The organism is Cryptosporangium sp. NPDC051539 (assembly GCF_044454545.1).
Classification (GTDB): Bacteria; Actinomycetota; Actinomycetes; order Mycobacteriales; family Cryptosporangiaceae; genus Cryptosporangium.
The window spans coordinates 223,153-249,132 of the sequence record NZ_JBITDV010000011.1 but is presented as its reverse complement, the minus strand read 5'-3'; the positions used below and the strand labels follow the sequence as shown (position 1 = coordinate 249,132).

Below are 25,980 nucleotides of genomic sequence, written 5' to 3'. Positions count from 1 at the left end.
TTGCCGTCCAGCAGAGACCGTCGCTGATCAAGGCGTGGGTCGTAAAGTCGGGGCGTCCGCCGTGCACCAACCGTCACGGAGAAACCGCGTGTCCATGCCCCGCCTCACCTGGGACCAACTCCCCACCGAGGCCCGCGCGGCGATCGAGCAGCACACCGGCCCGATCCACTGGACCAGCGACGCCAGCGACGGAAAGAACTCCGCGCTCGCGACCCGGCTCGGCGTTCAGAGCGGCGCGGTCTTCGTCAAAGGCATCCAGACCGACAACCGGCAGGTCACTGCGCAAGACCGCGAAGCCGCCGTGAACCCGTACCTGCCGCCCAGCTGCCCACGACTGCTCTGGCGCGTCCAGACCGCCGGCTGGGACCTGCTCGGCTACGAACTCCTCCAGGACGCCCGGGCCGCCGACTACACCCCTGGGTCTCCCGATCTCGCTCTCGTGGTCGACGCTCTGGTCGAGCTAGCGAATGTTCGCTGCCCGGAGACCCCGGGTCTCCGTCGAGCCGGTCAGCGCTGGGCCGCATACTCGCGCCCGGAGTTGCTCCCTCTGCTCGACGGCGACCAGCTCCTGCACACGGATCTCGCGCCCGACAACATCCTGATTCGCGACGGCCGCGCCCACCTCATCGACTGGGCCTGGCCCACCCTCGGCCCCAGCTGGCTCGACCCCAGCGTCTGGGCAATCCGACTCATGAACGCCGGCCACGACGCACAGTCCGCCGAAACCTGGGTCGCCCGGGTACCCGGCTGGCACGACGCACCCGCCGGTGCTCGCGAGGGCTTCGCCACCGCCAACGCCTCGCTCTGGGCCGAGATCCAGCAACAGACACCGGACGATGCCTGGCGCGCGGACATGGCGCACTGCGCAGAGCACTGGGCTCGGCACCTCAACTAGTCACCGCCTGATGGCACACGTCGACCTGGCCTCCACGCGAATGCGGCTCTCACAGGTGGGGGTACTGCAGCCTGACTGCTCACAGCGTCAGTTCGCGAACCGGCTGCTGCCCGCGCTGGCCAGCGGGGTGTCGCCGGCGAGGTCGATCCGGTGCTCGGCCGGGCCCGGGCGAACCTCTGCCGCTCGACGCCTAGGGCTGGTCGTCGTCGCCGGCCAGAGCGGCGCGCAACTTGGCCTTGTCGGCCTGACGCCTGCTCACCCGGCCCTCGACGCGTTCGGCGAAAGCCTCCCGCTGTTTGCGCAGCAGGAAGAACGACAGCGGTGCGGAGAGCAGCAACGCCCCCATGACCAGGAACCACGACCGGAACCCGATCACGAACAACAGCACGACGCAGGCGACGAAAATCATGAACCGGGCCGTCGTGTAGAGAAAGCCCGGGTGCAGACGCTCCAACGCATGCCTACGGTCTTCGGAGCCATCCGGCTCGGTCATTCTCAGCTCCACATCGGCTGCGGCTCGGCACGCCGTTCGGCGAGCGACGTCGGGCCGTCGTAGCGTCGCACGACTTCGTACCGCGTGTTGCGCTCCACCGGCGTGAACCCGGCGTCCCGGATCAGATCGAGCAGCCCGTCTCGATGCATCGTGTTCGGCGTGCCGTAACGGTCGGCGTCGTGGGTGATCTTGTACTCCACGACCGAGCCGTCCAGGTCGTCCACACCGAAGTTCAGCGACAGCTGGGCCAGCGACAGCCCGTGCATGACCCAGAAGCACTTCACGTGGGGAATGTTGTCGAACAGCAGGCGCGACACCGCGAACGTCTTCAGCGACTCGGCCGGCGTCGCCATCTGCGTCCGCTCTTCGAGCACGTTGCGGATCTTCCCGTCGGCCGGCTTCGCCCCGTCGTGCTGGTAGCGCAGCGGGATGAAGACCTGGAAACCGCCGGTCTCGTCTTGCAGCTCACGCAGCCGTAGCACGTGGTCGACGCGGTGACGCGGCTCCTCGACGTGCCCGTACAGCATCGTGCAGGGCGTCTTGAGGCCCTTCGAGTGGGCCAGCCGGTGGATGCGCGACCAGTCTTCCCAGTGGGTGGCGTGGTCGACGATGTGCTGCCGGACCTCCCAGTCGAAGATCTCGGCACCGCCGCCGGTCAGCGACTCGAGCCCGGCGTCGATCAACTCGTCGAGGATCTCGTCGGCGGGGAGGCCGGAAATTTTCTCGAACCAGTGGATCTCGGTCGCGGTGAACGCCTTCAGCGAGACGTTCGGCAGGACCTCCTTGAGCGCCCGCAGCGACCGCGGGTAGTACCGCCAGGGCAGCGTCGGGTGCAGCCCGTTGACGATGTGCAGCTCGGTGAGGCCCTCACCCTCCATGCCCTTGGCGAGCCGGACCGCCTCTTCGATCCGCATCGTGTACGCGTCCTTCTCGCCCGGCTTGCGCTGGAACGAGCAGTAGGCACAGGAGGCGGAACAGACGTTCGTCATGTTCAGGTGGCGGTTCACGTTGAACACCACGACGTCGCCGTTCTTGGCCGTGCGCACCTCGTGCGCGAGGCCGCCGAGCCAGGCCAGATCGTCGCAGTCGTAGAGCGCGACACCGTCGTCGTACGAGAGCCGCTCGCCCGCTCGTACCTTCTGCTCGATCTCGCGCATGAGGCCGGAATCCATGAGCCCAGCGTACGCGCGCCTCTCGGACACCCGGGCCGAGCGGGCTGTGTCCCGGCCCACCGCGAACCGTAGGTGAATCCCTGATGCCGGTCGGCACTGACAGCGATTACGTCTGATTAGTCCGTTTTTTTTGAGGGCTACCCAGACAGGACCGGACATGAAACCCATGCCACTAGTCGCGCTCGCCGCCGTTCTGACGGCCGGCTTCGCCGGCTTCGCCCCGTCGCAGGCGACCGCGGCCGAGCCGAGCCGGGGCGCTCCGCCGACCGCGCGAACGGTCGTCATGGGTTCAATACGTGACTATTTACGTATTAACTGCTATACCCGGTTAATGTTCTCAGACGGACATGTGCCCGGGCCTCGCGGCTGATGGGTGGCGCGCACCGGAAGCCCCCCGTCGTGCAGTCTTCGGCCCGGCTCTCGATCACGGCCGCAACCGCACTGACGCTGATCGCCGCCACCGGCACCGGCGCCGCCTGGGCCTCTTCCCCCCAGGTCCGAGCAGTGATCGCCCAGCCGCTCGAGAACGTCCGCATGCTTCCGGCAGCCTCCGGACGGGCGGCCGCGCCCGCGGCCCGGCCCCGGCCGGCGACCGATCCGGTGCTGGCCCGGATCGCCCGCGAGACCGCGGCCGCCGAGGCGCTGGCGGACGAACTGACCGACGCCCAGGCCCAGCTCAGCACGCTCCGGTCGGCGTACGACCGGGCCGCCGTCGCGGTGACCGCCGCGGCCGTGAAGACCGCAGGCGCCCGGGCCGGCGCCGAGGCGTGGGCGCGCGCCTCGTTCATCGCCGAGGCCAACCGGCCCCGGAGCCTGGTGACCGACCCGCGGTCCGCGATGCTCGGCCAGCCGGGCGTCCCGAAGATCGGCACCGCTGCGATCGATCTGGACGTCGCGGAGGCGAGCGAACAACTCCGGGCCGAAGTCGCCGCGCACGCCGCCGAAGAAGTACAGAGCCAGACCGTCCTGATCGACGCGCTCCGCCGCAATCTGGCGGCACGCTCGGCCACGATCCGACGCCTGCGCGCCGCCCGGGCGTCCGCCTTGATCGCGTTGAACCGGGAACGGGACGCCACGAACGCGGCGCTGGCCAGGAAGTACCTGCGCGACTCCGACGGAAGCGCCGGGAAGGCGGCGCTGACCGCGGTCGGGTTCGCGCTGAACCAGCGCGGCAAACCGTACGAGTGGGGCGCGGAAGGCCCGGACCGATTCGACTGCTCCGGCCTGGTGCAGAGGGCGTACGCGGCCGCGGACGTCGCGGTGCCGCGCACCGCACGGCCGCAGTACCGGGCGAGCGCGCCGGTGTCGGTGACCGCGCTGTTGCCGGGTGACCTGCTGTTCTTCGCGACGGACCGGGCCGATTGGAACACGATCCACCACGTCGGGGTGTATCTCGGCCGGGGGCTGATGGTGCATGCACCGACCGAAGGGGACGTCGTCCGGGTTGCGCCGGTCTGGTGGTCGGAGTTCTTCGCGGCGGGACGGGTCGTGCCCGGGCGCCTGGACGTGCGCCGCTCCACGCGCTCGTACTCCTCCTACGCCGAGGCCTTGCGCCCGGACCGGCCCCGCCGGAAGCACCGCGCCCCGGCCGACCGCCGCTCCGAGGCGACCCGACGCTCCAAGGCGACCCAGCACTCCAAGGCGACCCAGCACTCGGGGCCGGCCCAGCGCTCGGGGGCGGTCGAGCAGTCCGACGCGACCCGACGCTCCGACGCAGCCGAGCGCTCTGAGGTGAAGGATCCCACGACGGCCGGGGGAAAGCACCGGGCGCCGACGCGCCGGGCGGGCGCGAACAAGGCGGGCGCGAAGACCACTGGCGCTAGGAAGGCGGGCGCGAAGAAGGCGGAGCCTTCGGTGCCTCCCGAACCGGCGGAGCCGAAAGCTCCGGCCGAGCCGAAGACTCCGGCCCCACCCGTCCGTCGGCGCTGATCGGGCACCGGGCGTACCGCGCCGATTGCGGGTCTTCCGGAATTTGGCCCCCGAACGGCGGTTCTGTCAGCTGCACAACGGAAATGCTGACCCTCACCTGGCACCGTTTCCCCGGGCCTGGAACCGTGTGGTGCGGAGCCCGGACGACCGAGAGGTGGAGACAGTGATGACCGAGGAGGAAGAGGGCCCCCGGACCGTGCGGCTCGATCCGTCGCAACTGCCGGGTGGTGCCCGCTTCACACCGCCGGTCATCCCGGAGCAGCGCCCGGCCGACTCCCCGGCCCCGGAGCAGACGCCCGGACCAGCGGCTAGCCCGGCGGCCGGGCCGGCCGATTCCCGGCTGGCGCCGCCCACGGCCGATTCCCGGCTGGCGCCGCCCACCGCGGAGGAGTTGAACGAGGACGTCGGTCCGGCCGCCAAGACCCGGATCGCCCCGCTCCCCCCGGAGATCGCGGCTCGTCTGGCCGAGATCCGGCCCGGCTCCCCGGCGGCGCCCAGCAGTTCGTCCACCTCGCGGACCGACCAGACCGCGATCCACCGGTCGCCGCTGGTTCCGGACGCCTCCGCTCAGACCGCGATCCACCGGTCCCCGGTCGGTCCGGCCCCCCTCGATCAGACCCAGATCCGCCCGACCAGTCCCGCCCCGGCACCCCCGGCCGCCCTGGACCAGACCCGGATCCGGCCCGTCAGCCCCGCCGGGGAAACCGCTTCCGGCCCGGCGGCCGGCTCGGTCGACCAGACGCGCATTCGTCCGACCGGGCCGTCGACGGTCTACGGCGGCGCGCCCGCACACAACCCGGCCCCGGCGGCCGGTGCCGGGAAGGCCTCGGTACCGGAGCCGGTCGCTCCGCCGCGTCCCCCGGCGGGCGCCCGCGCCGCCGCGCGCATCCCGGCCGCCCAACCGCCGACCGCCCAACCGCCGACCGCACAGCCGCCGGTGGGTGCGCCGCTGTTCGACCCGCTGGACGACATCCCCACGGTGGCCCGCCCGGCCTGGACGCACGAACCCGGCTGGTCCGCCTACCCGGCCGGCGGCCCCTCCGCCCAGGAGGCACAATCCGCCCAATCCCCCATTCCGGGCCCGGCGGCCCAGTCCGGCCAGACCGCGCACCCCACCACGCCCGCGCCTCAGTCCGCGCCCCCAGCCCAGTCCGCGCACCCACCACAGTCCGGGTACACCGGCCGCCCCGCCGACTCCCCGTTCCCACCCGGCACAGCGACGCCGGGCCACCCGACCGACTACAACCCCGAGCAGACGTCGTCCCTCGCCGGTGCCCTGCTCGGCGCGACCTCGGCCCCGCCGCAGCCGGAACCCAAATCCAGCACCGGCAAAACCGTCCTGATCGTCGCGATCGTCCTCCTCGTCGCCGTCGCCATCGGCGCAGGCATCGCCATGGTCGCCGGCGACACGATCATGGACGTCCTCACCAACGTCCTCTCCTGACGCGCCGTTACCAGCGCCCGTACAAACGCGCCCGTATCAGCGCGCCCGTACTGACGCGCCCGTACTAACGCGCCAGGCCCAGCGTGATTCGCGACACCGCCTCGCTCAACACCTCGGAGCTGGTCGCGAAGTTCAACCGCGCGAACCCGGCACCCTCCGGCCCGAACTCCAGCCCCCGGTACAACGCGACCCGTCCCCGCGACAGCAGCACCGAAGCCGGTTCGTCCCCCAGCCCTACGCCCCGGAAATCGAGCCAGGCCAGATACGTCGCGTCCGGAACCCCACCCCCGACGACGAGAGCTCCGCCGCCAGCACCCGCCGGTTCACCTCGAGCGCCGCCCGCAACGAGTCGAGCCACTCCTCCCCCTCGGTCAGTGCCGCCACCGACCCGATCACCCCGAGGATCCCGGTCGACGACGAGGCGTCGTCGTCCGCCCGCTCCAGCGACGACACCACCGCCGGCCCCGCCACCAGCATCGCCGTCTTCAACCCGGCCAGGTTCCACGCCTTCGACGCCGACACGGCCGCGAAACCCCGGGCGTCCAGCGAGAGGTACGGCGTGAACACGGCCTCGCCGAGCGTCAGCGGGGCGTGGATCTCGTCGGCGATCACCCGCCGATTTCGCCCAGACGTCCATGTCCCCATCGTGCCGTGCAAGGCTGGACGCTGCGCCGACGTCTACCCGAGGGGCCGCACGCTCATGGCTGAATACGCATGGAACCGGTTCGGCTTCGGAGCCGAACTCGCGGTCATCTCCGCAGGCCACGGACTCCGGGCGACCAGCTGGGCGCTCGGTGCGGCCCCTGAGCCGTACAGCGCCCGCTACACGCTCGGCACCGACGAGCGCTGGGCCACCGCGTCGCTGGAGATCTCCACCGAGGGCGCCGGCTGGTCCCGCTCGCTGCGGCTCGTCCGCCAGTCCGGACGCGACGCCTGGAAGGTCCGGGCCAGCGAGACCGGTGCGCTGGCCGGTCCGCAGCCCGGCGCCGAGTACCCGGAGACGCTCACCGACGCGGTCGACGTCGACATCGCGTTCTCGCCGTTGACCAACACGCTGCCGATCCGCCGTCTGAACCTGCGGGAGCAGCAGGTCGGCACCGAGTACGACCTGACGGTCGCGTTCGTCGAGCTGCCGTCGCTCGCCGTGGTGGCGAGCGCTCAGAAGTACGTCGCCGCCGGGCCGGGCGAGATCGGGTTCCGCTCCGGCGACTACCGCGTGCAGCTCGCCGTCGACGACGACGGCTTCGTCGTCGACTACCCGGGCCTCGCGACCCGGTCTACTGACCGGCCGCGGGCCCGGACGCCTCGTACGTGACGGTCGCGCTCGGCCCGGCCGACTCCGGAAGGATGAAGCCGGGGCCCGCGACCGGCAGCTCCAGCCGCGTCTGGTGGATCACCGTGGCCCGGTGCCGCACCGCGAGATGCACGCGGTACACGTCCGGACGCCGGGGTGCGACGAACGGGAGCTCGAGCCGCTCGGAGCGTTCCTCCGGCAGGCAGGTGTGGGGGCCGCCGGGCTGGCACGGGCAGGTCCAGGCCGCTCCGGAGCGGGGGACGAACATCGTGTGCGGGCCGCCCGAGACCGGCACCGAGTCGGAGACCACCGAGACCTGCACCCAGGCACCGCCCCCGTCGTCGGGCCCGCGCGTCGGAGCGGCGCGCATCGCGAGCTGGATCAGGTAGTACCCACCGGGCGTCAGCGGCTGAGCGACCGGCGCCCCAGCGGTGTCGACCACCCGGACCGCCACCTCGACCGCCGGTCCCACCGACGAGTCCGGCTCCGGGTACCGCAACGCCTCGACCGCCGGAGGCGGCCCCACCGGAGGCGCCCCCAGCGCCCCACCGCCGCCCCTCACGCCCTGGTCGCCCGCACCCGGCGCCCGCGGCGGCGCACTCGCCGCAGTGGGCACGGTAGGCACGCTAGGTGCAGTAGCTGCGGGCTCGTTCCGGCGCCACCACCACCGGCGCCGCTCGCCCGTCCCGGATCGCTCCTCGCCCCCGCTGCGCGGTTCCGGCACCACGACCCCGGCACCACCCGCCGGCGGCGACACCGGCACCGGCCTCGCCAATTCGGCCGCCGCCTCCGCCCACGCCCGCCGGGGCGGTTCTCCGGCCGGCGGCGGCCCGCCCACCGCGCCCTCCGCCGAGTGAGCGATCACATCGGCCACCGGCGCCACTGCCCGCACGGACTGACCGTCCACACTCACCACCGCACCGAACCGCAGCGCCAGCGGGCCGAACTGCTCCGCCTCGGCCAGGTCGTCGAGCACCAGCACGACCGTGCGCCCCGGCGCGACCAGCGCCCCCACGGTCTCCGCCGCACCGGCCGGCCCGAGTGCGGCCGACAACCCCTGGAACGTGTCGACGAGCACCACCGCCGGAGGGGCCGCCACCGCCCCGATCGCTCCGGCGATCGCCTCCCAGGCCTTGCCGGTCACCGCGGACGGCGCGCCGTTCAGCCGGACCGTGCGGGGCCTGTCTCCCGGCGGGTCGACGGCCATCCATAAGGCCCCGAGGTCGATCATCGTCCCGCCCGCAGCCGGACCGGCCAGCATCGTCAGCGCAGCGCTACGCCCCGCACCGGCCGGCCCCACGACGAGGACGAGCGGCTGACGGGCGACGAGCGCGGACACCTGATCCCTGATCACCGTCTACCCCGACCTCCGGCACGCCCCCCAGCGACCTCTCACCCTTCATGCTGCACTGCGCCAGGGACGAAGACCAGCGGTTCACCCGGACTCCGCCGCGCGATGGGAAGGTGCGACCGGCGGCACCCACTCTCCGGTCTCGTCGAACCGGGCCAGCGTCTCGGCATAAGGTGCCAGGTCGAGCCCGTTCGACCGCGTAGGTGAACTGGTCCATGAAGTGGCCGCCGAGTTCCGAGGCCAGCCGGTGCGCCTGCGCGTGCACTGTCCGCGGGTCCTCGACGAGATGGCAGCGCCCACCCTGGAACTCGATCAGCGCCAGTTTCTCCGCGCTGGTCCCGGACGGCATCACGGCGACGAACGGCAGCCCGAGCATCCGGGCGAAGTACGCCTCGCTCACCGCGGTCGAGCCCGACGACGCCTCCACGACCGTCGTCCCCTCGCGGATCCAGCCGTTGCACAGCGCGTACAGGAACAGCGAGCGGGCCAGCCGGTGCTTGAGCGAGCCGGTGGGGTGCGTCGACTCGTCCTTCACGTACAGATCGACGTCCGCGTACCGCTGCGGCAGCGGGAACGTCAGCAGGTGCGTATCGGCCGAGCGGTTCGCGTCCGCCTCGACCCGCCGGACCGCCTCGTCGGTCCAGTCGCGGTCAGACCCCACCGAAATACCCGAGGTAGGCCGCCGGATCCACGTTCCCGCCCGAGACGACCGCCACGGTCCGCGAGGCCGCGGGCAGTTCCGACGCGTGAAAGAGGTAGGCCGCCGTCGTCACGGCGCCCGACGGCTCGGCCACCAGCCGCGAGCGGCGCCCCAGCGTCCGAACGGCCGCGACGATCTCCTCCTCCGACACCGTCACCACGGCGTCCACGTGCTCGCGGATGTGCGCGAACGGCAGCACGCCCAGCGACGTCGTGCGCAGGCCGTCGGCGATCGTCCGGTAGGTCCGATCCGCGGTCCAGGTGACGCGCCGCCCGGCGCGGAAGCTCTCCGCCGCGTCCGCGGCGAGCTCCGGCTCGACCGCGATCACCCGGGTCGCGGGCGACAGCGCCTTGATCGCGGTGGCGACGCCGGAGATCAGACCTCCCCCGCTCACCGGTACGAGGACGAGATCCGGCGCGCCGTCCGTGTCCGGGACCGGGTCTCCGGTGCCCGCCGCCAGGTCCGCCGCGATCTCCAGCCCCACCGTCCCCTGCCCGGCGATGATCCACGGGTCGTCGTAGGGCGGGATGTGCGCGTACCCGTACTGCTCCACCAGCTCCAGCGGACGAATGTCGCGCTCGGCCGGGCGCACGATCATCACCTCGGCCCCGAAGGCGCGCGTCGCCTCGAGCTTCACCGCGGGCGTCGTGTCGGGCATGACGATCGTGGCCCGGATCCCGAGCCGCGCGGCCGCGTACGCCACCGCCTGGGCATGGTTGCCGCTCGACTGCGCGACCACCCCGCGCGCCCGCTGCCCGGCGTCGAGAAGGGCCAGCGCGTTGCTCGCGCCGCGCAGCTTGAACGCTCCGGTCGCCTGCAGGCTTTCCGGCTTCAACCAGAGCGGACGCCCGGCCTCCGCCCACGCGCACGGCAACAGCGGCGTCCGCACTACCAAGTTCCGAATCCTGTCGGCAGCGGCCTGAATGTCGCTCAGCGTCACCAATGAGGGGGCTGTGGTGGGGATCGCGGTCATGACGGCCACGATAGCCACCCCTGCCCTACGCGTCCCCGGTAGCGAGGGCGGGCTGACCACCGAACGGCCCTCAGGTCCAATACAGACCTTTTATCCGCTTTTAAGAGGATGCTAATTCGATCCAGGAATCGCTCTTCCAATTGGAGCCCATCCGCCGACCCGGCAAAACCCACTCGCCGTTCGACACAGAAGCCCCAGCCGTTCCCCCTATCGGTTCACCACTCTCGGTATCCGACTCGGGACGGCCCAGATCCAAATCGCCGACGAATTTCCGTTCACGATTCCGAGGTGGACCCACAAGCGTTACGGACGGACGGTAAATTGTCGCCACCCCGACAGACGGAGAACCGATCCTGTCCGCAATTAGCGGCCCGGCGGCGTCCGCCTAAAATCGGTTGCGGACCGAAACGGGAAGCTAAAGCGAGAGTCACTCGCGTACGGAATCCGTCCGGTTCAGCGGTCGTCCAACGGACGAGCGCGTCCTTCCCATTTAGTGGAGAGGACCACGGTCGTCCGGGTGCGGGCCACGCCGTGGATGCGGTTCAGCCGGCCGATCGTGTGCTCCAGAGAAGCCACGTCAGGCACTCGCACGAGGAGCAGGAATGACTCCTCACCTGCGACGAACCAGCACGACTCGACCTCGGGCAAGCGCCGCAGCGCTTCGGCGATCTCGTCCTGCTCCGAACTCTCGGCCTGCAGCACGCCGATCAGCGCGGTGACGTCGAGACCGATCGCCGTGGTGTCGACCGACGCGTGATAGCCGGTGATGACGCCGGTGGACTCGAGTTTGCCCACGCGGTCGTGTACGGCCGGGGCCGACAACCCGACGCGCCGGGCCAACTCCGCGTACGTCTCCCGGCCGCTGCTCCGGAGCGTGTCCAGCAACCGCCGGTCGATCTCGTCCACGACGCCCCTCTCCGGTGGTTCCGGCTGTGCACCGACACGGCCGCTCGCCGGCCCAGGGCATCGTAAGCCGCACGCGCGCCGCACGCTGACCCGCCAGTGCGCGGAAACAGACGTGGTCGACGTTGTCGCAGCGAACGCTGTCGTCAGGAAGTGCAAACGAACTGGTTCGATGTGGACCCAAGCGCACTCGCTGAACAGGGCTCGACAATTCGTGACCACAGGCACACGACTACGTCTTCGGAATCGAACGATGACTCGAAGCCTTGCCGACGCTGTGTCAACCAGCCGTGAAATCTCCGTAATCGCAGGTCACCCGGGTAGAGACTGGTCGGCACCACAGCGAATCGATGTGCGGCCACACAATCGGTGATGCATCGACCATCGACTCCCGATCAGATCAGTTTGGCCGTTTCCGGTCGCCGAGGAGACCTCCGGTGCTTGAATGACTCGCGAACCAATAACGCCGCGCCGTTCCGGCGCATCAACGTGCGATTTCGCACCGGCGAGAAGAGAGGCGAAAGTGGAGGTTGGCGAGCGTCTACTCACCCCAGGTGAGGTCGCGGCGCTTTTCCGGGTGGACCCCAAGACCGTGACACGGTGGGCGGCCGCTGGGCGAATCAGCAGCATCCGCACGCCCGGTGGTCACCGTCGCTTCCGGGAATCCGAGGTCCGCGCGCTGCTCGCATCCGGAGACCCGGATGTCGAACTCGAGGAGCGCAGAGCGGCGGGGCATTAGACCACGTCTCTCAGTTCGGGCGCGCCCGTGCCCCACCCAGTTCGCCGCGCCATCTGGTGAAGAGGGTGTGGCCCACTCCGAGGGTGTCGAGCACCTTCCCCGCAACGAAGTCGACCAGCTCCTGCACCGTGGAGGTTCCGGCGTAGAAGCCGGGGCTGGCCGGCAGCACCACCGCTCCGGCGTCGTGGAGCGCCAGCAGATGGACGAGGTGCCCCCGGGAGAGCGGGGTTTCCCGGGGCACCACAACCAGCGGCCGCCGCTCCTTCAGGTTCACGTCCGCGGCCCGCTGCAGCAGATCTTTGGAGAGCCCGAGTGCGATGCCGGCCACGGCCGCCGTGCTCGCGGGCACCACGATCATTCCCCGTACCGGGTACGAGCCGCTGCTCGGCCCGGCCGCCAGATCGCCGGCCGCCCAGTAGCGCATGTCTTTGAGATCGCGTCCCAGCCAGGCCGCGACGTCCTCTTCCCAGTGCGCGTCGCGCACGGACCGCCCGGTCTCGTCGATCAGCGTCAGCCGGGCCGCGCGCGACACCACGAGGTCGACCGCCTCACCGGCGTCGAGCAACCCGTTGAGCACCGACCGCGCGTACGACGTTCCACTCGCTCCGGAGACACCGACAACCCAGGGCAGCCTGGTCACCAGCGGAGGCCCTGCAGGAACACCAGGTCAGCGAGCGCGAACAGGAACAGGACGAGCCCGATCACGCCGTTGGCGGTGAAGAACGCCCGGTTGACCCGCGACAGGTCGTCCGGACGCACGATCACGTGCTCGTAGGCCAGCACGACGGCGGTGAACACCACCCCGGCCCACCACAGCCACCCGTAGCCGGTCATCGCGCCGAACCACACGTACAGCGCCACCGTGGCCACGTGCACGACTGCGGAGGCCCGCAGGGACGCCGCGACACCGAACCGCACCGGCACGCTCCGGACACCGATCCGCCGGTCGACGTCGACGTCCTGGCACGCGTAGATGAGGTCGAAGCCACCGATCCAGGTGCCGACCGCCAGCCCGAGCACGAACGCCGCCCACGACCAGTGCCCGGTGACGCCGATCCAGGCCCCCAGCGGCGCGATCGCCTGGGCCAGCCCGAGGAACGCCTGCGGGAAGTCGGTGAAGCGCTTGGCGTACGAGTAGATCGTCAGGAAGAACAGCGCGATCGGCGACAGCACCAGGCAGAGCCAGCCCAGCCAGGCCGCGGACGCCAGGAACACCACCAGCGCCACGGTCAGGCCCACCCAGGCCGACCGCACCGACAGCGCTCCGGTGACGAGCTCACGCTGCGCGGTGCGGGGGTTCTGCGCGTCGATCCGCCGGTCGATGATGCGGTTGGCGGCCATCGCGACGGTCCGCGCCGCCACCATGGCGACGGTGATCAAGCCGAGCGTCAACCACTGGACGTCGGGACCCTCACCTCGCATCGCGGTCAGCGCGGCGACGTAGGCGAACGGCAGCGCGAACACCGAGTGCTCGATCATGACCAGGCGCAGGAACGCCTTGACCTTGTTCGGCGACTCGAGGGCCGAGGTCACAGCCCGAACTCCCGCCAGCGCGCGTCGACTTTCGCGACTACTTCCGGGCTCATCCGCATCTCCTCCGGCCAGCCGCGGTGATAACCCTCCGCCGGGAGTTTCCGGGTGGCGTCCACCCCCAGCTTGCCACCCCAGAACTGCTGGTAGGACGCATGATCGAGGTGATCTACCGGCCCGGTGGTGAGCAACACGTCGTGGTTGTAGTCGACGTTGCCGAACGCCCGGAACGCGACCTCGCGGTAGTCGTGCGCGTCGCAGTCGGCGTCGACCACGACGATCAGCTTGCAGAGTGACAACAGCCCGGCGCCCCAGATCGCGTTCATGACCTTCATCGCGTGCTTCGGGAACCGCTTGTCGATCGAGACGATGCAGCAGTTGTGGAAGACGCCGGCATCCGGCAGGTCGTAGTCGACGATGTCGGGGATCATGAACTTGATCAGCGGCAGGAAGATCCGCTCGGTGGCCTTGCCGATCGGGCCGTCTTCCTGGGGCGGCTGGCTGGTGATGATCGACTGGTAGATCGGCGCGCGCTGCGTCGTCATGCATTCGACGTGCAGTACCGGGAAGTCCTCCACCGGCGTGTAGAAGCCGGTGTGGTCGCCGAACGGGCCCTCCGGAGCCCGCTCGCCCGGCTCGAGGTACCCCTCGAGCACCACCTGGGCGTGCGCGGGCACCTGCAGCGGCACCGTCAGGCAGTCGACCATCTCGACCCGCTCGCCCCGGAGGAAGCCCGCGAAGAGGTATTCGTCGATGTCTCCCGGCAGCGGGGCGGTCGCCGAGTACGACACCACCGGATCACAGCCGAACGCGATCGCGACCGGCAGCCGCTGCCCCAGCCGTTCGGCCACCGCGTGGTGCGCGGTGGAATCCTTGTGGATCTGCCAGTGCATGCCGAGCGTGTTCCGGCTGTGCTGCTGCAGGCGGTAGAGGCCCAGGTTGCGGGCGCCGGTCTCCGGGTGCTTCGTGTGGGTGAGGCCCAGGTTGTGGTAGATCCCGCCGTCTCCTGGCCAGACCTGCAGGCCCGGCAGCCGGTCGAGGTCGACGGCGTCGTCCTTGAAGACGACCTCCTGGCACGGGGCCGTCTTCACCTTCTTCGGGGGGACGTTCTTGAGCTGCGTGAGCTTGCCCAGCGCCTCGCGGAAGCCACTGAAACCCTGCGGCAGCTCGGGCTTGAGCATGCCCGCGATGCGCTGCCCGATCTCGTCCAGCGAGTCGACGCCGAGCGCGAGAGCCATCCGGCGCTCGGTGCCGAACACGTTCATCACGATCGGCATCTCGCCGCGCGTCGGGTTCTCGAACAGCAGGGCCGGGCCGCCGTCGCGCACCACGCGCTGGGTGATCTCGCTGATCTCCAGCGTGGGATCGACCGGCGCGGTCACCCGCTTGAGCTCACCGGCCTTCTCCAGCCGCTTCAGGAACTCACGAAGGTCGGTGTGGGCCATGAACACCAGTATTCATGGCCCACCGACAGCTCGCGCTACGGGCGTCCGGCCCCGGCGAACGGCATGTTGTTGACCTGCTCGACCTGGACCGGCTGGCCCTCGGTCGGCGCGTGCACGACCTGACCGTTGCCGATGTAGATCGCGGAGTGGTGCAGGTCGGAGTAGAAGAACACGATGTCGCCCGGCTGCAGGTTCTCCCTGGAGACGTGCGGGATCATGTTGTACTGCTGGTGCGCCGAGTGCGGCAGGTTCACGCCGACCTGCTTCCAGGCCATCATCGTGAGCCCGGAGCAGTCCCAGACGTTCGGGCCGGCGCCGCCGAACACGTACGGCTCACCCTGCTGCGCGAGCGCGAACTGGACGACCGTGGCAGCGTTGCCGCTGGCCTGCCCGTTGTACGTCACGGTGGTGTACGAGCTGCCGTACTTCTTGGCGTACGCGGAGCGGCGGACCTGCTCCCACTTGGCCTGGTCCTTCTCGATCGACTTCTTCTGCGTGTCGAGCTGCTTCTCCAGACGCGTCGCCGTCTGGACCTGGAGGTCGACCTTCTTCTTGGTGCCGTCGAACTGGGCCTGGTACGCCTTGGCCTCGTCGATCGTGTCGCGCTGCTGCGCGGACAGCCAATCCATCGTGGCGAGCTGGTCCAGGAAGTCGGCCGGCGAGCCGGTGTCGATGATCGACGACGAGAGGCGCATCCGCCCGTCGCGGTAGGCAGCGGCGGCGATCTTGCCGACCGCCTCCTGCGAGGCGTCGAGCTTGGCCTGCGACGCCGAGAGTTGACGGTTCAGCCCGGCTTGCTGGGTCTTGACCCGCTTGAGCTGGACCTTGGCGCTGTTCATCTGCTCGTTGACTTTGTCCATCTTGACGCCGAGCGCATCGAGTTGCTTCTCGGCATCGGTGAGCGACGGTGCCGCGCTGGCGCCGCCTGCCGGTAACAGCGCGAGGCTGAGAATCGCAGCCAAGACGCTGACCAGAACGATCGGACGACGAGCGTGAGTCCGAACGGATCTCACTGGCGCGGCACTCCTTACTCCCACTAGGTCGCCGACCGGGTTAGCTGACGGGTTCGGGCGGGAGCTGCCCTACCGCCTCGACGGCGGATTCACCCCGGGAACTCGGTTCCCCGGTTCTTTCGATTAGGCGACGACTACCCGACGCCATCCATGGTGAACGGCGGACGTTCGGAGAGTCGTGGGACACGGTAGGCCATGTGTTACTCGCCGGTCCAGCCTCGCCGGAGTTTCTGAGTGAACGTCTAACAGATGACAGCGCCGCGTAGTTAGTCCACTCCGGAACGTCTTCTTAAGCGCTTCTTAATGCGGTTTTGCGGATCCCTCCGCCGAACGGCGGACCTGCTGGTCCACTATGGACAGCCGAACGGACGACCCGCACGTCGTGACGGCTGTGACGCCCGATACGACCGTTACCTACCACCCGGATTCGGAACTTTGGGGTAATTTGTCGATAACGTGACCGGCATCGAGGGGGACGGAACCATGGCGCAGCAGGCCGAACACGAGGACGTGGTGGTGGTCGGCTGGCTCCGGGGCGACGACTACGAAGCCGCCCTTGCCTATCGCCGCCGGGACGACACCCCCCGTTCGGACGATCAGCCCTCACCCCCGGACCAGCCACCCCCGGACCGCCGCTGACCGCACCCGAGAATTAAGGTTCCGACCCACCCCACACAAGGCCCGAAGTGGCATACCCCACAACGCGCCGATCCCGCTCCCAGGCTGCCGAATGGCCTCGCCCCGAACCACCGACCCGGCCCGCCACCGCGCCGAAGGCACGCCGCCACTCAAAGGCGCGCGGCCCCGCACCCGGGCCGAGAGCCCACCAAGAGCGGCACCAACCTCCGCGCCACCAGACACCCCGCACCGATCGGCACGAGCGCCGTTCAAGGCGCGCCAGCGCCGCGCCCGGGCCGAGAGCCCTCCGAGGGAGAGCCCACCCCCGCGCCACCAGACACCCCGCACCGGTCACCCAAACCAAGTAGCACACCAGCGCCGTTCAAGGCGCGCCAGCGCCGTTCAAGGCGCGCCAGCGCCGCGCTCTGACCTGGAGCCCGCCGAGAGCGACGCTGACATCCGCGCCACACGACGCCCCGTATTGGTCATACTCAAGTCGTGTGGCGCGGCTGTCAGCGTCGTTCTCGGCGGGCCGCCCACTAAAGCCCGCTGTAGGAGTGGAGACCGCTGACCGCGAAGTTGATCACGTAGAGGTTGATCATCATCGTGACGAAACCGACCACCGCGATGAAGGCGGCGCGGCGCCCGCGCCAGCCCGTCGTGGCCCGGGCGTGCAGGTAGGCGGCGTACACGACCCAGGAGATGAACGCCCAGGTCTCCTTGGGGTCCCAGCCCCAGTACCGGCTCCACGCCGCCTCGGCCCAGATCGCCCCGCAGATGATCGCGAACGTCCAGATCGGGAACCCGAACGCGTGCAGGCGGAACGTGAGCCGCTCCAGCCCGTCCGCACCGGGCAGATGCCGTCCCACCCCGAACGGGAAGCCCGGCGCGTTCGCCGGCCGGCCCGCCGCGACCCGGCGGTCGTAACCGTCGCGCAGCAGGTACAGCACCGACATCACGCCGCCGACCAGGTAGATCCCGACCGAGATCGACGCGGTGGAGACGTGGATCCAGAGCCAGTACGAGTTCAGCGCCGGCATCAGCGGCCCGGCGTCCACGTACAGCACGGTCCCGGCCAGCCCCAGCAGCAGCACCACCGGCAGCATCACGAACATGCCCAGGTACCGCACCGGCCGCCGGGCCGAGACCACGAGCCACGTGATCGTGCCGACCACACAGGCGACCGACACGAACTCGTACATGTTGCCCCAGGGCACCCGCCCGGCCGCGATTCCCCGCGACGCCAGGCAGCCGAGCTGCGCGAGCGCACCGAGGACCGCCGCGACCACCGCGGCCCGGCCGAACCACGCGGCCCGCCCGCCCGGTGAGGGCACGGGAGCCACGGCCGGCCGGGCCGGCGACACCGGCGCGTCGGAAGCCGGTCCGCCGGCCCCCACCAGGACCCGGTTCCGCTGCGCCGGCGTGGCCGCACGTGCCGCGACCAGGCCCTTCCGTCCGAAAGCGAACTCCACGGCGTAGCCGAACATCGCGATCGTGTACGCCAGGATCGCGACGACGAGCAGCGTGTTCGAGAGGTCCGCGAGTTGGGCGTCCGTCATGACGATCCTTCTTTCCCCACGGCGACCGACTCCTTGGTGTCGGCGGGTGCGTCAGGTGGCGGTTGCGCGACACCGGCGGCGTCGGCGAGCCGCTGGGACAGCACATCGAATTCTTCGGTGAACCGGTCGGGGTCGGTCCGGGCCAGGCCGCCGACGTCCATCCGGCCGTCGGGCGAGATCCGGACGAACAGCCGGCGGCGCCGCACGGTGAGCGACGTGATCAGGCCGACGAGCATGAACGCGGCCGCGACCAGCACGATCTTCTCGCCCGGATCGTGGCCGACCTGCACGGTCATGAACTCCTTGACGCCGACGAACTGCAGCTTGGTGCCGTCGTCGAGCGTCCAGGTCTCGCCGATCGAAAGCTTCTTCGAGCCGACGGACTTCAGCGCGCCGCTGTCGACCTGGTTCTGGTCGATCGAGTAGACCGACCGTGGGATCCCGGAGTCGAGCCCGGTGTCACCGCGGTACCCGACCAGCGTGACCGCCGGGTCGGCCAGTTCCGGGCGTACCGACCGGATCGGCGGCCCGGACGTCGGCGCGGTCGGCAGGAAGAAGCCGGTGAACGCCATCTGCACGTCGCGGGCACGGTCGGTCGACTTCGGATTCTGGTTGGCGTCCGGCAGGAGGAAGGCGCCCTCGCTGGTGAGCTGCGCGTCCTGCGGCAGGAACGCCGGGGACTCCTCGAACACCGTCCCGTACTTGTCGGTGTAGCGCAGCACCGGCGCGTAGCCGTGGTTGATCAGGTAGATGTTCGCGCCGTCGAGCCGCAGCGGGTGGTTGACCTTGATGTCGTACGACCGGTCCGGGTCTTCCCGGTACGCGCGGTCGCCCTCCACGTACTTCACCTTGGCCAGGAAGTCCTTCGGCTGACCGTTGGCCAGGTACGTGCCCTGGAAATCGTCCAGCTGCACGCAGAACGGCGGCAGCGACGCGTCGCGCATCCGGGTGCCGGGGGTGAACGAGTCGTAGGCCTGCACGGTGTCGCAGAACGCGTTGCCCTCGACGACCAGCATGCTGGCCTTCCAGCCCCACATCGAGCCGGAGGCGACGCCGACCAGCAGCGCGACCAGCGCCACGTGGAACGCGAGGTTCCCGGTCTCCCGCAGGTAGCCCTTCTCGGCGCTGACCGTCACCGCGCCGGACGGCTCGGTGCGTTCCACCGTCCGCCAGCGGTTCTTCCGCAGGGTCCGGCGGACGGCGGCGGCCGCCACGGCCGCTTCGCCACCCACCTCCGCGGTCGCGGAGACCGGCAGGCGGCCGAGGTTCCGTGGTGCGGCCGGTGGCCGTCTGACCAGAGCCCGGCCGTGGACGCGGATCCGCGGGACCAGACAGCCGACCAGCGAGACGAACAGCAGCAGGTAGATCGCCGCGAACCAGGGCGCGGCGAAGACGTCGAACGCCGAGAGTTTGTCGAGGATCGGGGCGAGCGTCGGGTGCTGGCTGAAGTACTGCTCGACCTTGGCCTGGTTCAGCGAGCGCTGCGGGAACGTGCTGCCCGGTACCGCGGCCAGCGCGAGCAGGAACAGCAACACCAGCGCGGTGCGCATGCTCGTCAGCTGGCGCCACCAGCGCCGGGGTGCCGCCGCCAGCGCGTTCCACCCGCCCGGGCCCCAGGCGCCGGGTCCGCGGCCGCCGGGCCCGTCGCCGTCCGGGTCGGTGCGGCCCGCGCGACGGTCTTCGCGCGCGGTTGCGTCCTCCGGCGCGGTGGCGAGCCCGGTGACGGCCTCGTCGTCGGCGCGGGTCTCGGCGGAGTCCGGTGGGGTCGTGGTCGACATCAGAGCGCCACTCCTCCGGCGCCGAACACGCTGCGCACCCAGATCACCAGGTCGTCCCACCCACCGAGCAACAGCAGGGCGCCGACCGCGATCAGCAGCACCCCACCGATCCGGACGACCCACACGCTGTGCCGACGCACGACCGCGAACGCACCCAGCACCCGCCGGAACCCCAGCGCGAACAGCACGAACGGCACCCCGAGCCCGATGCAGTAGGCCACCGCGAGCAACGCGCCCCGCCCGGCCCCGCCCTGGACGACGGCCAGCCCCAGCACGGCGCCGAGCGTCGGGCCGACGCACGGGATCCAGCCGAGCCCGAACACCGCGCCGAGCAGCGGGGCCCCGGCCAGCCCGGACGCGGGTAGCCAGCGGACCCTGGTCTCCCGCTGCAACCCCGGCAGGACGCCCAGGTAGCCGAGGCCGAACACGATGACCAGCGCCCCGACCGCCCGCTGCAGCGCCTGCTCGTGTTCGAGCAGGAACGAGCCCAGTCCCCCGGTCGCGAACGCCAGCAGAGTGAAGACCGCGGTGAACCCGGCGACGAACAGCAGGCTCCCGAGCAGCAGTTTCCCGCGTACGCGCACCCGCGGAGGCGCCTCGGCCCGGGTCGCCAACGCCACACCACCGGCCGGAGCGGCCTCCACCGGCCGGCCGGACGGATCCGTGCCGAGTGCCGCGTCCAGGTCGGCGCCGGCGATCCCGGTGACGTACGAGACGTAACCCGGCACCAGCGGCAGCACGCACGGCGAGAGGAAGCTGACCAGCCCCGCCAGCGCGCTCACCCCGGCCGCGACGACCAGCGGCCCCTCGGTGACGAGTTCGGGAAGGCTCACGGCTTCTCCGCCGCGACCCGCTCGACCACCGGCTGCAACTCGTCGTCCAGCAGGCCCTTGCGGAACACCGCGGCGATTTTCCCGTCGCGATCGATGATGATCGTCGCCGGCACCGCGTTCGGCGGTACCGCCTGGAGCTGCAGCGCGACCCGCCCGGCCGAGTCGAACAGGCTCGGGTACGACATCTTGAAGTTGACGTCGAACGCCTTCGCCCGCGACTCGGTGTCTTTCACGTTGACGCCGACGAACCGCACCCCGCTCGCCTTGGTCGCGGTGTAGACCCGCTCCAGGTCGTCGGCCTCGGCGCGGCACGGCCCGCACCACGAGCCCCAGAAGTTGAACACGACGACGTCGCCCCGCGCCTGGCTGAGCGTGAACTTGCCGCCGTCGAGCAGCGTGCCGGAGATGTCCGGCGCCTGCTTGCGATCGCCGGCCTCGTAGAACTTGGACGCCCCGGAACCCGCCACGAACCGCAGCGAGCCACCCGAGTCCTGGTCCACGGCGTCCGACCCCGTCGAGCAGGCGGCCAGCACGGCCAGCGAGGCGACGGCGATCCCGCGGAGGAGCCAGGAGGGGAAGGACATGGTGTCAGGCGCCTCGCTCGGTCTGCGCGGTCTTCGACTGGGCGATCAGGGCGGCGGCCGGGTCGGCGTACTCCACGCCGGCCACCTCGTCGTCCTCGAATCGCACCGACGTGACGCTGGCCAGCGCGCACTGACGACGCCGGGGGTCGTGCCAGAGCGTCTTCTTCTCCAGGTGCCGCCGCAGGATGACGATCGGCGACTGGTGCGAGATGCACACCGCCTCGTGACCGGCCGCGGCTTTCCGGGCGTCGGAGACGATCGAGAACATCCGCTCGGCCTGCTGCGCGTACGGCTCGCCCCAGGACGGACGGAACGGGTTGCGCAGGTAGTGCCAGTACTTGCGGTGCCGCCAGAGCCCGTCGCCGGGGCCGAACGGCTTGCCCTCGAACAGGTTCGTCGCCTCGATCAGCCGGTCGTCGACTGTCGGTTCGAGGCCGAACTGCTCGGCGAACGGCTCCATCGTCTGCTGCGCGCGTTCCATCGGGCTGACGAACAGGTGCGTGACGTCACGACCGGCCAGGTGCTGGGCCGTCACCTTGGCCATCTGCTCGCCGAGCGGCGACAGCTTGTAGCCGGGCAGGCGTCCGTAGAGGATGCCGCCCGGGTTGTACACCTCGCCGTGTCGAATCACGTGCACGATGGTCGTGACCGTCAACTCAGTCTCCCGTCCGGGCCGTTGCCGCAGCGCGGGCCGCTACCGGCAGCGCTGCCGCGACGCGACCCAGAGCTTCGTCGTCGTGCGCCGCCGACAGGAACCACGCTTCGTAGGCACTGGGCGGCAGGTAGACGCCCTCGGCCAGCATCGCGTGGAAGAACGCCGCGTAGGCCGCGGTGTCCTGCCGCCTGGCGCCGTCGAAGTCGAGGACTTCACCGGCGCCGAAGAACACCGAGAACAGGTTGCCAGCCGCCTGCACCCGGTGGGGCACACCGGCTTCAGTCAACGCCTCGGACGCCAACCTGGCCACTCGTCCGGCCGAAGCGTCGACCGCCGCGTAGACCTCGTCCGTCGCCGCGCGCAGCGTGGCCAGGCCGGCCGCGCAGGCCAGCGGGTTACCGGAGAGAGTTCCGGCCTGGTAGACGGGACCGGCCGGAGCGAGCGCGGCCATCACGTCCGCCTTGCCGCCGAACGCCGCGGCAGGCAGACCGCCGCCCATCACCTTGCCGAACGTGAACAGGTCGGGAACGACCCGGCCCCCGGACGCGCCGAACCAGCCCGCCCGGGAGATCCGGAAGCCGGTCATCACCTCGTCGCTGATCAGCAGCGCGCCGGCGCTCGTGCAGAGCTCCCGCATCAGCACGTCGAAGCCGCCGACCGGCGGGACGACGCCCATGTTCGCGGGCACCGCCTCGACGATCACCGCCGCGATCCCGTCACCGTGCTCGGCGAACGCGGCCTTCAGCGCGTCGGCGTCGTTGTAGGGCAGCACGATCGTGTCGGCCGCGCTCGCGCCGGTGACTCCGGGCGTGTCGGGCAGCCCGAACGTGGCGACGCCCGACCCGGCCGCGGCCAGCAGCGCGTCGACGTGCCCGTGGTAGTTGCCGGCGAACTTGACGACCTTGCTGCGGCCGGTGACGCCCCGGGCCAGCCGGAGCGCGCTCATCGTCGCCTCGGTGCCGGAGTTGACGAGGCGGACCTGCTCGACCGGCTCGACCCGGGCGACGATCTCCTCGGCCAACTCGACCTCACCGAGGCTCGGTGTCCCGAAGCTGGTGCCCCGGCTCGCGGCGTCGGCGAGCGCGGCGACGACGTCGGGATGCGCGTGGCCGAGCAGCAGTGGCCCCCACGAGCAGACCAGATCGACGTACTCCCGGCCGTCGACGTCGTGCAGGTAGGGCCCGCGGCCTCGGACCATGAACCGGGGCGTACCGCCGACCGCCCGGAACGCCCGGACCGGCGAGTTGACCCCGCCGGGCACGACGGTGCTGGCGCGCGCGAACCAGTCGGCCGAGAGGGGCGCGTCGTCGGGATAGCTCACGCCGCCATTGTGTCAACTACCGGCCGTAGACGTCTCGTCGGGGGCGTGGTGACGCGCACATCGGTTAGGCAGTCGTGCCAATACAGTCGTATACAGGAGACTCGGGTCGCTTTCCGAGGCCCCTGACGACTCCAGAGGAGCCGCCGTGTCTGCTCAGCCCGTGGAATTTCCGGTGCGTCCCACTCCCGACGAGGCGTACGCGCTGATGGTGGCCGGTAATGCACGCTTCGCCGCCGGCTCACCCGCCCGCCCGAATCAGGACGACGCCCGCCGGGTGCAGCTCGTCGCCGGTCAGGAGCCGTTCGCGGCCGTCCTGGGCTGCGCCGATTCGCGGGTTCCGGCCGAGATCGTGTTCGACCAGGGCCTCGGCGACCTGTTCGTGTGCCGCACGGCCGGGCCGATCGTGGACTTCGCGGTGCTCGGCAGCATCGAGTTCGCGATCACCCAGCTGCACGTCCCGCTCGTGGTCGTGATGGGGCACGAGTCGTGCGGCGCGCTCAAGGCCGCGGCCGAGACCGCGTCCGGTCAACTCGAGCCGAGCGGTTCGGTACGTGACCTGGTCGAGCGGGTGCTGCCGATCACGCTGCAGGCCCAGCGCGAGGGGGGCACGAAGGAAGAACAGCTCAACCGGGCGATCGGCTACAACGTCGTCCGGGTGATCAACCTGCTGATCGAGCGCTCCCCGGCCATCGCCGACGCGGTCGCCGACGGCTCGGTGAAGCTGGTCGGCGCGGTCTACGAATTGGAAGACGGACGCGCAAGATTTCTTTGAGCTTTGTGCGTGCGGACGAAGTTGCCATCATTCGCTGGCTAATCAGCATTACCCGCCAGTAACGTGAGCGACCCCGCGTTCAAGGAGGAACTCGTGCGTCCCCTGCGTCGTCTGCTCACCACGCTGACCGCCGCCGCGGCGGCCTCCGTCGTCGCCCTCGCCCTCGCGCAGCCGGCTCAGGCCGCCCCGATCGACTTGGTCTTCGCGAACACCACCGGCACGACCTTCCTCGCCAAGCAGAAGGTCACCGCCGCCATCCCCACGTCGGTCGTGAAGACCTCGATCGACCTGGACGCCAAAACGCTCACCGGTACGGCCGAGATCCCCGACCTCACCGTGCACCTCAAGCTCGCGAGCCTGATCCCGACCACGTCGATCGTCCGGATCGTGCCGCAGGGCGGGCTGACCGGCACCGTCGACCTGGGCGCGAACACACTGTCCACGACGACGACGTTCAAGCTGCGGGTACTGCGGGTCTTCCAGGACTCGTTGCCGGGGCTCAACCTGGTCAGCCCCGGCTGCACCACGAGGGCGGCGACCAGCGCGACGCTCAGGAACACCACGCCGATCGACATCTTCTCGACGACGACGGTGGAAGGCACCTACAAGATCCCGGCTTTCACGCACTGCGGTCTGCTGACCCCGCTCCTGACGACACTGCTCGCCGGCGACGGCAATAAGCTGACGCTCAATCTGAAGGGCTGACCACCCTCGGAAACTCGGTGGCCGCGGATCGGGAGGGTCCGCGGCCACCGTTCTGTCTGTAGTGACGGACTCACACCGTCATGAGCTCCCGTCGCAGTCGCACGAACGTCCGCGGGATCCTGGCCCCGAGCACCGCGACCAACCGGCCCTCCCGTTTGTAGGCGGCGACGAACCGGTGGTCGGCCGGGTCTCCGTCGACCACCTCGACCGAGTCCCCCGGCTGCACGAACCCGGCGAACTGCACCATCACGCCGTACTGCTCGCTCCAGACGTACGGCACCGGGTCGTACTCCACCGGCTCGCCCAGCAGCCCCTTGGCGACCGCGGCCCCGTGCTCCCGGGCATGGGTCCAGTGCTCGACCCGGATCGGCCCACCGGCCCGCCCCGACGGGTACCGGGCGACGTCACCGCAGGCCCAGACGCCCGGCACCGACGTCCGTCCGGCCGCGTCGACGAGCACGCCGTTGTCGAGCGCCACGCCGGATCCTTCGAGCCACCCCACCGACGGCACCACGCCGATGCCGACCACGACGACGTCCGCGGGCAGCTCCCGTCCGTCGCCCAGTACGACGCTGGTCACCGCACCGTCGGCGGACGAGAACCCGGCCACCGAGACCCCGGTCTCCAGCGGTACGCCGTGCTGGCCGTGCAGGCCCCTCACCACGGCCGCCATCTCGGGGCCGAACACCTGCGCCATCGGCTCGGGGGCCGCGTCCAGCACGGACACCGACGCCCCGAGCTTCGACGCCGTCGACGCGACCTCGGCCCCGATGAACCCGGCCCCGATGACGACGACCCGCGCGCCCGGCACGAACGCCGCTCGCAGAGCGTCCGCATCCAGATTCGAACGGAGGGTGTGGACGCCCCGCAGCCCGGCGGCGGCGGGCAGCAGGCGCGGTGCGGTGCCGGTGGCGATCACCACCGCGTCGCCGGTCAGCTCCTCGCCGGAGGCCAGCACCACGGTGCGTTCGCGCAGGCCGACGGCGCGGACGCCGAGGCGCCAGGTGACCGAGGCGTCCTCGCCGTCGGTCAGCAGGGAGATGCCGTCGAGGTCGAGATCTCCGGCCAGATAGGCCTTCGAGAGCGGCGGACGGTCGTACGGACGATGCGGTTCCTCACCGACCAGGTCGATCACGCCGTCGAAGCCGCCCAGCCGCAGCGAACGCGCCGACGACCAGCCGGCGAGCGATGCTCCGACGATGACCACCCTGTCCACCGGCGTTCTCCCCGTCAGTAGGCTTCTCTGGAGGATCATCGTCCCGTAACAATCACCG

26 protein-coding genes, 1 pseudogene and 1 riboswitch are annotated in these 25,980 nt (G+C 70.6%); of the genes and pseudogenes, 8 read left to right on the top strand and 19 right to left on the bottom strand.

Going from position 1 to position 25,980, the window contains the following annotated elements:
• Nucleotides 1-94 precede the first annotated feature (94 nt).
• Nucleotides 95-895, top strand: coding sequence for an aminoglycoside phosphotransferase (locus tag ACIBZJ_RS31515; protein ID WP_395936294.1), 801 nt, complete (start codon nt 95-97; stop codon nt 893-895).
• Between the two features lie 190 nt (nt 896-1,085).
• On the opposite strand, the gene ACIBZJ_RS31510 is transcribed toward ACIBZJ_RS31515, so the two are convergent.
• The gene (locus tag ACIBZJ_RS31510; protein WP_395936060.1) at nt 1,086-1,388 is read right to left on the bottom strand and encodes a DUF4229 domain-containing protein; all 303 of its coding nucleotides are present in this window, start codon (nt 1,386-1,388) and stop codon (nt 1,086-1,088) included.
• Nucleotides 1,389-1,390: 2 nt separating this feature from the next.
• Nucleotides 1,391-2,560, bottom strand: a complete 1,170-nt coding sequence (mqnE, locus tag ACIBZJ_RS31505; protein WP_395936058.1) for an aminofutalosine synthase MqnE — start codon at nt 2,558-2,560, stop codon at nt 1,391-1,393.
• A 399-nt stretch (nt 2,561-2,959) separates the two neighbouring features.
• Here mqnE and ACIBZJ_RS31500 point away from each other — a divergent pair, with 399 nt between their 5' ends.
• Together ACIBZJ_RS31500 and ACIBZJ_RS31495 are read left to right on the top strand one after the other, a co-directional pair.
• Nucleotides 2,960-4,489, top strand: coding sequence for a C40 family peptidase (locus tag ACIBZJ_RS31500; RefSeq protein ID WP_395936057.1), 1,530 nt, complete (start codon nt 2,960-2,962; stop codon nt 4,487-4,489).
• A 166-nt stretch (nt 4,490-4,655) separates the two neighbouring features.
• Entirely contained in the window at nt 4,656-5,933 is a 1,278-nt protein-coding gene (locus ACIBZJ_RS31495; RefSeq protein ID WP_395936056.1) for a hypothetical protein, read from the top strand.
• A 64-nt stretch (nt 5,934-5,997) separates the two neighbouring features.
• Here the strand turns inward: ACIBZJ_RS31495 and ACIBZJ_RS31490 are convergent, their stop codons facing one another.
• Together ACIBZJ_RS31490 and ACIBZJ_RS31485 are read right to left on the bottom strand one after the other, a co-directional pair.
• A complete protein-coding gene (locus tag ACIBZJ_RS31490) occupies nt 5,998-6,144 on the bottom strand; it encodes a hypothetical protein (RefSeq protein WP_395936055.1) in 147 nt (48 codons plus the stop codon).
• A gap of 23 nt (nt 6,145-6,167) precedes the next feature.
• A complete protein-coding gene (locus ACIBZJ_RS31485; protein WP_395936053.1) occupies nt 6,168-6,545 on the bottom strand; it encodes an aminotransferase class I/II-fold pyridoxal phosphate-dependent enzyme in 378 nt (125 codons plus the stop codon).
• A gap of 88 nt (nt 6,546-6,633) precedes the next feature.
• On the opposite strand from ACIBZJ_RS31485, the gene ACIBZJ_RS31480 reads away from it, so the two are divergent.
• Nucleotides 6,634-7,248, top strand: coding sequence for a putative glycolipid-binding domain-containing protein (locus tag ACIBZJ_RS31480; protein WP_395936051.1), 615 nt, complete (start codon nt 6,634-6,636; stop codon nt 7,246-7,248).
• Here the strand turns inward: ACIBZJ_RS31480 and ACIBZJ_RS31475 are convergent.
• The 4 genes and pseudogenes from ACIBZJ_RS31475 to ACIBZJ_RS31460 all read right to left on the bottom strand — a co-directional run bounded on the left by ACIBZJ_RS31475 (nt 7,211) and on the right by ACIBZJ_RS31460 (nt 11,157).
• On the bottom strand, nt 7,211-8,581 hold the full coding sequence (locus tag ACIBZJ_RS31475) for a hypothetical protein (RefSeq protein ID WP_395936049.1): 1,371 nt from the start codon (nt 8,579-8,581) through the stop codon (nt 7,211-7,213). The two genes, ACIBZJ_RS31480 and ACIBZJ_RS31475, sit on opposite strands and share 38 nt — an antisense overlap.
• A gap of 181 nt (nt 8,582-8,762) precedes the next feature.
• Nucleotides 8,763-9,266 (bottom strand): annotated as a pseudogene (locus ACIBZJ_RS31470) (pyridoxal-phosphate dependent enzyme); the annotation flags it as partial.
• Nucleotides 9,229-10,251 (bottom strand): threonine/serine dehydratase, encoded by a 1,023-nt coding sequence (locus tag ACIBZJ_RS31465; protein WP_395936047.1) that lies wholly within the window; start codon nt 10,249-10,251, stop codon nt 9,229-9,231. The pseudogene ACIBZJ_RS31470 and the gene ACIBZJ_RS31465, both read right to left, overlap by 38 nt.
• A 453-nt stretch (nt 10,252-10,704) precedes the next feature.
• The gene (locus ACIBZJ_RS31460; protein WP_395936045.1) at nt 10,705-11,157 is read right to left on the bottom strand and encodes an Lrp/AsnC family transcriptional regulator; all 453 of its coding nucleotides are present in this window, start codon (nt 11,155-11,157) and stop codon (nt 10,705-10,707) included.
• Between the two features lie 520 nt (nt 11,158-11,677).
• Here ACIBZJ_RS31460 and ACIBZJ_RS31455 point away from each other — a divergent pair.
• Nucleotides 11,678-11,893 (top strand): BldC family transcriptional regulator, encoded by a 216-nt coding sequence (locus tag ACIBZJ_RS31455; RefSeq protein WP_142709843.1) that lies wholly within the window; start codon nt 11,678-11,680, stop codon nt 11,891-11,893.
• 10 nt (nt 11,894-11,903) lie between these two features.
• Here ACIBZJ_RS31455 and ACIBZJ_RS31450 read toward each other — a convergent pair whose 3' ends face one another.
• From ACIBZJ_RS31450 to ACIBZJ_RS31435, 4 genes are read right to left on the bottom strand one after another with little or no spacing between them, the layout of a single operon-like run.
• A complete protein-coding gene (locus tag ACIBZJ_RS31450; protein ID WP_395936043.1) occupies nt 11,904-12,533 on the bottom strand; it encodes a UbiX family flavin prenyltransferase in 630 nt (209 codons plus the stop codon).
• Nucleotides 12,530-13,426: a menaquinone biosynthesis prenyltransferase MqnP gene (mqnP, locus tag ACIBZJ_RS31445; protein ID WP_395936041.1), complete on the bottom strand. Its 897-nt coding sequence runs from the start codon at nt 13,424-13,426 to the stop codon at nt 12,530-12,532. Before mqnP ends, ACIBZJ_RS31450 begins: the two co-directional genes overlap by 4 nt.
• The gene (locus ACIBZJ_RS31440; RefSeq protein WP_395936039.1) at nt 13,423-14,868 is read right to left on the bottom strand and encodes a menaquinone biosynthesis decarboxylase; all 1,446 of its coding nucleotides are present in this window, start codon (nt 14,866-14,868) and stop codon (nt 13,423-13,425) included. Before ACIBZJ_RS31440 ends, mqnP begins: the two co-directional genes overlap by 4 nt.
• 35 nt (nt 14,869-14,903) lie before the next feature.
• The gene (locus ACIBZJ_RS31435) at nt 14,904-15,830 is read right to left on the bottom strand and encodes an NlpC/P60 family protein (RefSeq protein ID WP_395936037.1); all 927 of its coding nucleotides are present in this window, start codon (nt 15,828-15,830) and stop codon (nt 14,904-14,906) included.
• 65 nt (nt 15,831-15,895) lie between these two features.
• Nucleotides 15,896-16,021: riboswitch (cyclic di-AMP (ydaO/yuaA leader) on the bottom strand.
• Between the two features lie 316 nt (nt 16,022-16,337).
• Here ACIBZJ_RS31435 and ACIBZJ_RS31430 point away from each other — a divergent pair.
• Nucleotides 16,338-16,520 carry a hypothetical protein gene (locus ACIBZJ_RS31430; RefSeq protein WP_395936035.1) on the top strand — a complete coding sequence of 61 codons (183 nt, stop codon included), beginning with the start codon at nt 16,338-16,340 and terminating at the stop codon, nt 16,518-16,520.
• 518 nt (nt 16,521-17,038) lie between these two features.
• Here ACIBZJ_RS31430 and ccsB read toward each other — a convergent pair.
• From ccsB to hemL, 6 genes are read right to left on the bottom strand one after another with little or no spacing between them, the layout of a single operon-like run.
• A complete protein-coding gene (ccsB, locus tag ACIBZJ_RS31425; protein WP_395936033.1) occupies nt 17,039-18,058 on the bottom strand; it encodes a c-type cytochrome biogenesis protein CcsB in 1,020 nt (339 codons plus the stop codon).
• Nucleotides 18,055-19,836 (bottom strand): cytochrome c biogenesis protein ResB, encoded by a 1,782-nt coding sequence (locus tag ACIBZJ_RS31420; protein ID WP_395936031.1) that lies wholly within the window; start codon nt 19,834-19,836, stop codon nt 18,055-18,057. Before ACIBZJ_RS31420 ends, ccsB begins: the two co-directional genes overlap by 4 nt.
• Nucleotides 19,836-20,669, bottom strand: coding sequence for a cytochrome c biogenesis CcdA family protein (locus ACIBZJ_RS31415; RefSeq protein WP_395936029.1), 834 nt, complete (start codon nt 20,667-20,669; stop codon nt 19,836-19,838). The genes ACIBZJ_RS31420 and ACIBZJ_RS31415 overlap by 1 nt, the downstream gene beginning before the upstream one ends.
• Entirely contained in the window at nt 20,666-21,253 is a 588-nt protein-coding gene (locus ACIBZJ_RS31410; protein WP_395936027.1) for a TlpA family protein disulfide reductase, read from the bottom strand. The genes ACIBZJ_RS31415 and ACIBZJ_RS31410 overlap by 4 nt, the downstream gene beginning before the upstream one ends.
• Before the next feature lie 4 nt (nt 21,254-21,257).
• A complete protein-coding gene (locus ACIBZJ_RS31405) occupies nt 21,258-21,908 on the bottom strand; it encodes a histidine phosphatase family protein (protein ID WP_395936025.1) in 651 nt (216 codons plus the stop codon).
• 1 nt (nt 21,909) lies between these two features.
• Nucleotides 21,910-23,229: a glutamate-1-semialdehyde 2,1-aminomutase gene (gene hemL, locus ACIBZJ_RS31400; RefSeq protein ID WP_395936023.1), complete on the bottom strand. Its 1,320-nt coding sequence runs from the start codon at nt 23,227-23,229 to the stop codon at nt 21,910-21,912.
• 145 nt (nt 23,230-23,374) lie between these two features.
• Between hemL and ACIBZJ_RS31395 the strand changes: the two genes are divergently transcribed.
• Nucleotides 23,375-24,001, top strand: coding sequence for a carbonic anhydrase (locus ACIBZJ_RS31395; RefSeq protein WP_395936022.1), 627 nt, complete (start codon nt 23,375-23,377; stop codon nt 23,999-24,001).
• Between the two features lie 63 nt (nt 24,002-24,064).
• A complete protein-coding gene (locus ACIBZJ_RS31390; RefSeq protein ID WP_395936020.1) occupies nt 24,065-24,706 on the top strand; it encodes a hypothetical protein in 642 nt (213 codons plus the stop codon).
• Nucleotides 24,707-24,776: 70 nt separating this feature from the next.
• On the opposite strand, the gene ACIBZJ_RS31385 is transcribed toward ACIBZJ_RS31390, so the two are convergent.
• Nucleotides 24,777-25,922, bottom strand: a complete 1,146-nt coding sequence (locus tag ACIBZJ_RS31385) for an NAD(P)/FAD-dependent oxidoreductase (protein ID WP_395936018.1) — start codon at nt 25,920-25,922, stop codon at nt 24,777-24,779.
• Nucleotides 25,923-25,980: the final 58 nt, after the last annotated feature.